At 32.3% G+C, this 5,144-nt stretch carries 6 protein-coding genes; 2 read left to right on the forward strand and 4 right to left on the reverse strand.

The features are described 5' to 3' along the window. From J6V67_RS00300 to fliW, 4 genes are all read right to left on the reverse strand, one after another. Window positions 1-426 (reverse strand): hypothetical protein (locus J6V67_RS00300; protein WP_291857113.1); only part of this gene is annotated, 426 nt, incomplete at its 3' end. Beyond that, window positions 423-1,268, reverse strand: a complete 846-nt coding sequence (locus J6V67_RS00305) for a type II secretion system protein (protein WP_291857115.1) — start codon at window positions 1,266-1,268, stop codon at window positions 423-425. The genes J6V67_RS00305 and J6V67_RS00300, both read right to left, overlap by 4 nt. Next, window positions 1,265-1,822: a hypothetical protein gene (locus tag J6V67_RS00310; protein ID WP_291857117.1), complete on the reverse strand. Its 558-nt coding sequence runs from the start codon at window positions 1,820-1,822 to the stop codon at window positions 1,265-1,267. The genes J6V67_RS00305 and J6V67_RS00310 overlap by 4 nt, the downstream gene beginning before the upstream one ends. A 35-nt stretch (window positions 1,823-1,857) precedes the next feature. After that, window positions 1,858-2,247: a flagellar assembly protein FliW gene (gene fliW / locus J6V67_RS00315; RefSeq protein ID WP_291857119.1), complete on the reverse strand. Its 390-nt coding sequence runs from the start codon at window positions 2,245-2,247 to the stop codon at window positions 1,858-1,860. Window positions 2,248-2,403: 156 nt separating this feature from the next. Here fliW and J6V67_RS00320 point away from each other — a divergent pair, with 156 nt between their 5' ends. Both J6V67_RS00320 and lon read left to right on the forward strand, forming a co-directional pair. Continuing rightward, window positions 2,404-3,051 (forward strand): outer membrane protein assembly factor BamD, encoded by a 648-nt coding sequence (locus tag J6V67_RS00320; RefSeq protein WP_291857122.1) that lies wholly within the window; start codon window positions 2,404-2,406, stop codon window positions 3,049-3,051. An 8-nt stretch (window positions 3,052-3,059) separates the two neighbouring features. Next, window positions 3,060-5,144: endopeptidase La (gene lon / locus J6V67_RS00325; RefSeq protein WP_291857124.1), on the forward strand; the 2,085-nt coding region annotated here is incomplete at its 3' end.

Here is a 5,144-nt window from a genome sequence, read left to right on the forward strand (position 1 = left end):
AATGGATAGATTTGGATTGGTTTGGACTATGGTATGCATTATAGCTGCGTCTATATTTGGAGTAGTAGCATTAGTTTCTTTCCAAATTTTATTATTACATGCTGGAGGTATTTTACCGCCTATATAGTGCATAATCACAACTTCAGATTTTAAAATATAATCACTACTATTTGGATAAAATAGACTAAATTTATTTGGGCAATTTTGGTTAAAATCATTTCGCTGAATTTGAGCAATGGCGTTTTGGGTAGCTGAAATGGCTATTAGCTTAGCTTGAGAGTGAAGGTAGAGATGATTAGTGCTAATAGTAGCAGTAGAACTAAGCGTGATGGTATTTAGCGCTAAGGCACTTATGGCAATGATAAACGCTACTGCCAAAATCAAACTAAAACCACTTTTTAAACGATTTATTGCTTGTTTTTTCATAGGCTACTACTTTTGCAAAGTTCTATACCGTTTGACTCTTTTAAACAAAGTTGAAAGATAATATTTGCGCCACTTTGTTTGATATTAAATGAACTTACATTGCGAGCAATTGGGTTAGAACGAATAGTTTTATTTAGATTATTTAGTTTAAATTCATTTAAATATAATGTGTTATTTTTCAAATTTAACGAGATTAGAGCGTGAGTTAGATAGTAAATTTCACTTATAAAAATAGGGCGATTTGGTCGTTTGATGGTTATTAGCTCATCTTTGGCACTTATGATTTTATGCGTATTTGAGTATATTTCATCGCTTCCTTTAAATATAATTCTAATATCGTTAAGTTTTAAATTATTTAACACTTTATCATTTTTACTTGTATCAAATTTGCTTAGTGGCGAGTGCAGAGTGATTGTGTCATTTGTTGTTTGTATATTTAAGATATCAATAAATCCACTCCATTGATGATAGCTAGAGCTATTTTGTAGCGTCTCAAAGCTTTTGCTAAACCAGATAAATTCGCTAGCGCTCACACTTTTATAGAGCGGTTGAATTTCAGAGCCATTTCTAGTAGAAATGGACTCTTTTATGCTTTGTTGAAGATAGTTATTTATGATTAGCATAGTATTTGTAGCAGTAGATTCTAGTCGATTTGTAGCTGATATTTGTAGATAATTAGTATGTAAAGAGCTATAGATTTGTATCATAATTCCAGCTAAAATCCCGCCAATAACAATAACAAAGCTCATCTCAAGTAGACTAAATGCGCTTTTAAATGTAATAGTATTTGACTTTGCGTAATTAGATTTTTTATGGTTAAATTTAATAAAGCTAAATTTCATGGTGATGGGATTATTAAGCTTCTTATTAGCGGTTCGCCGATATTATAACTATAAGCATACAATACAATGGGTTTAGTATTTGCTTTAGTTGCAAGCTTTATGGCAATAGCATCAGTTGGGTTATTTGTAGTATTTGTAGTAAATTTAAAATCACTTATAAATCCAACACTAATAGCATACTCTAAATTTAATAAATTTTTTGAATCTGCTCCAGGTTTTAATATCCCACTATCACCATTAAAGCCATTAATGCTATTTTTGGCAGTGTTGATTTTATTTGGCGTAATTTTAGATATTACTCGACTAGTAAGAGAATTTAATGGTAACTCACCACTATAATAAATTGGCTGAGCTAAACTAGGGCTAATAGCATCATTCCATGGATGGGCAATAATATTTGATAGTTTAGTATAACTAGCCGTAACCGCCTCAGATAATATAGCATCATTTGTACTTTTAACTGAAATTTGCAAAATTGATGGAAGTGACGATAGTGCAATAGCTACAATAATAATTGATAAAATAAGCTCCAAAGATGAAAAGGCGTAACGCATAATAGATGTGGCTCAAATGAGCCACTATAAGCAAATTACTGTTTTTGAACGTAGTTGCTGATTTTTTCTGCTTGACCAAAATTTGGATAGTAGCGGTTATCTAAAACGATTTGTGCTAGTGTTCCAGATGTTGTATTGCAAAGAACTGGTGCTAAGAAATTAACAGTTGATTCTTCGATTGGACTGCTTAGCGCAACGATAGTATAAAGTTCTAACTGAGACTCATCAGTGATCTCTAGTAAATTTTTGTATGGAGTTGGAATATCAAATTCATATTCTGGGCGAAGCGCATATGGATTAATCATAGTAAAAGATGTTTGGCTATCTACATCTTGCATTTTAACAAAGAAATCATCAATTTTAGTTATCTCAACCTCTTTGATGTTTTCAAATCCAGGGATAGGGTTTTTAACAGAAAATTTCACTTTACTCTCCTTAAAAATTGGGTTTGTCGTATTGTAGCATTTTTTGTTCCAAATTCATAGGGTTTGAGCGTAATTTATAAAATTTTTTCTTATAACGCATAAATTTACCAAAATATTGCTATAATCACCAAATTTTAATCAGATGAAGGAAAATTAATGAATATAAAATTCAAATCTGCTATTTTGGCTTTGTCTTTGGCTTTGCTAGCAGGTTGTGGTGCAAAAAAAGATAACGAACTATATAATCTCACTCCAGATCAATGGTATAATCAAATTTTAAATGATATCAAAGATGCAGACTTAGAATCAGCAGATAAGCACTATATATCATTTGCTAGTGAACATGTAGCAAGCCCGTATTTAGAGCAAGTTTTAGTAATTATGGCAAATGCTCATGTAGATGAAGGAGAGTATAAGATGGCTAACTTCTACCTAGATGAATATATCAAAAAATATGGTACAAAAGATAGCATAGAATATATCCAATATCTAAAGATAAAAGCAAATTTTGATTCATTTAGCAAGCCAAATCGCAATCAAAAGTTGGTTCAAGATAGTATTTCGCAGATTAATGAATTTTTAAAAATCTATCCAAATACTCAATATAAGCCACTATTAGAGACTATGTTGATTAAATTTAGACTGGCTGAATACTATTTAAATATTGATATTTATGAACTATACAATAGATTAGATAAAGATGATTCAGCAGCAATTTATCAAGATAGAATTGATATTTCACCATTAAATGATATTAATTCAACTAAAGCCAAATTGCCTTGGTATATGATTCCATTTGAATAGGATAAGTGATGAGTTTTGCAAATTTACCTATTATAGTTGAAGATGAACTATTTTTATACCCATTTATGATTACGCCAATATTTTTAAGTGATGAAAAAAATATAAAAGCGTTAGATATGGCAATTAATGATAATAGTGCGGTTATGGTGGTGTGTTCTAAACTCGCAAATTCTGGAGAGAGGGATTTTGAATCTATTTATGAATATGGAGTAATTGGTAATGTAATGCGCCGTGTGGCAATGCCTGATGGCAGAGTGAAAATTTTATTTCAAGGATTAAGCCGTGGCAAGATTATACAACCTATAAGTAGCGATCCGCTAATTGCTCAAATCCAAAGCGTTGAATTAGAAGAGTTTGAATCAAGTAAAATCGAAGCAGGTCTAAATGTGTTAAAAGAGAGCGTAAAAAGCTTAAGCTTGCTAAATCACTTCTTTCCACCTGATCTGCTTCGTGCTATTGATGATAGCAATGAAGCTAGTAGGGTTTGTGATTTGGTTTGTAGTGCATTGCATCTTAAAAAGGATATAGCATATGGGTTTTTTACTCAGCTAAATTTAGAACAAAAAATACTAGATATCATAGAATATTTAAATGCGCAAATTGAAACAAATAAACTTCAAAAAGAGATAAAAAGCAAGGTAAGCTCCAAGCTAGATAGAGCAAATAAAGAGTATTTCTTAAAAGAGCAATTAAAAGAAATTCAGCGTGAGCTAGGAATGGATTTAGATAAAGAGGCTCAAATAGCGCAGTATAGAAATAAGCTTGAGGCTGGGCGTAAATTTATGAGTGATGATGCTTATAAAGAGATAGAAAAAAATATCTCAAAATTAAGCAAAATGCATACTGATAGCGCAGAATCTAGTATGACTAGTAGCTATTTAGACTGGGCGCTTGATATGCCATTTGGTAAATTTAGCACCAAAAAACTCACGGTAAAAGATGTTCAAAAAGAGTTAGATAGCGACCATTTTGGACTTGAAAAGCCAAAAAGCAGAATTGTGGAGTATTTTGGACTTAAGGAGCTTTTGCATAGTAGAGGGCTTGAAGATAATAAAGGAGCAATTTTATGTTTTGTAGGACCTCCTGGAATTGGTAAGACAAGCTTAGCAAACTCAATCTCAAATGCTTTAAAAAGAGAATTAGTGCGAATTGCACTTGGTGGGCTCGAAGATGTTAATGAGTTAAGAGGTCATCGCAGAACATATATAGGGGCAATGCCTGGGCGAATTGTTCAGGGTCTAATCGAAGCTAAAAGTATGAATCCAGTGGTGGTATTAGATGAGATTGACAAGGTAGCACGCTCATATAAGGGTGATCCAACTGCTGTATTACTTGAGATATTAGATCCTGAACAAAATAGTAAATTTAGAGATTATTATCTAAATTTTCATATAGATTTAAGTAAGATAATATTTATAGCAACAGCAAATGATGCTAGTGCTATACCAGCTCCACTTCGTGATAGAATGGAATTTATCTGGCTAAATAGCTATACGCCACAAGAAAAATTTGAGATAGCAAAGCGATATTTATGGCCTAATGAGCTTAAAAAACATGGGTTAAAAAGTAGCGAGGTAGCAATTAAAAAGGATGCTTTAAATCTACTAATTAGCGATTATACTAGAGAGAGCGGGGTAAGAAATTTACGCCATAGAATAGCTGATATATTGCGCAAATCCGCGCTTGAAATATTGAGCGAACAGACAAAAAAGATATCTATAACTACTAAAAATTTAGAAAATTATCTAGATAAAAAGGTTTTTGAAATCACAGTTATAAGTGGTAAAAATGAGATTGGTATCGCAAATGGATTAGCCTGGACGGCAGTTGGCGGAGATGTGTTAAAAATTGAAGCATTAAAGATAAAAGGCAAGGGCGCTATGCAAATTACAGGTCAGCTTGGCGATGTAATGAAAGAGTCTGCTACGATAGCTTTTAGCCTTGTAAAAAGCCTTATAGATAAGGGTGAAATTTGTATTCCAAAAAATTTAATTCAAAAAGATAAAGATGGCATAGATATGGCAGTTTATGATAGTTATGATTTGCATATTCATGTTCCAGAGGGTGCTACGCCAAAAGATGGACCAAGTGCT

The organism is Campylobacter sp. (assembly GCF_017646085.1).
Classification (GTDB): Bacteria; Campylobacterota; Campylobacteria; order Campylobacterales; family Campylobacteraceae; genus Campylobacter.

Coding starts and splice junctions, on each gene's coding strand:
- J6V67_RS00305 (WP_291857115.1), bottom strand. CDS start 1,268: ATGAAATTTAGCTTTATTAAATTTAACCATAAAAAATCTAATTACGCA.
- J6V67_RS00310 (WP_291857117.1), bottom strand. CDS start 1,822: ATGCGTTACGCCTTTTCATCTTTGGAGCTTATTTTATCAATTATTATT.
- J6V67_RS00320 (WP_291857122.1), top strand. CDS start 2,404: ATGAATATAAAATTCAAATCTGCTATTTTGGCTTTGTCTTTGGCTTTG.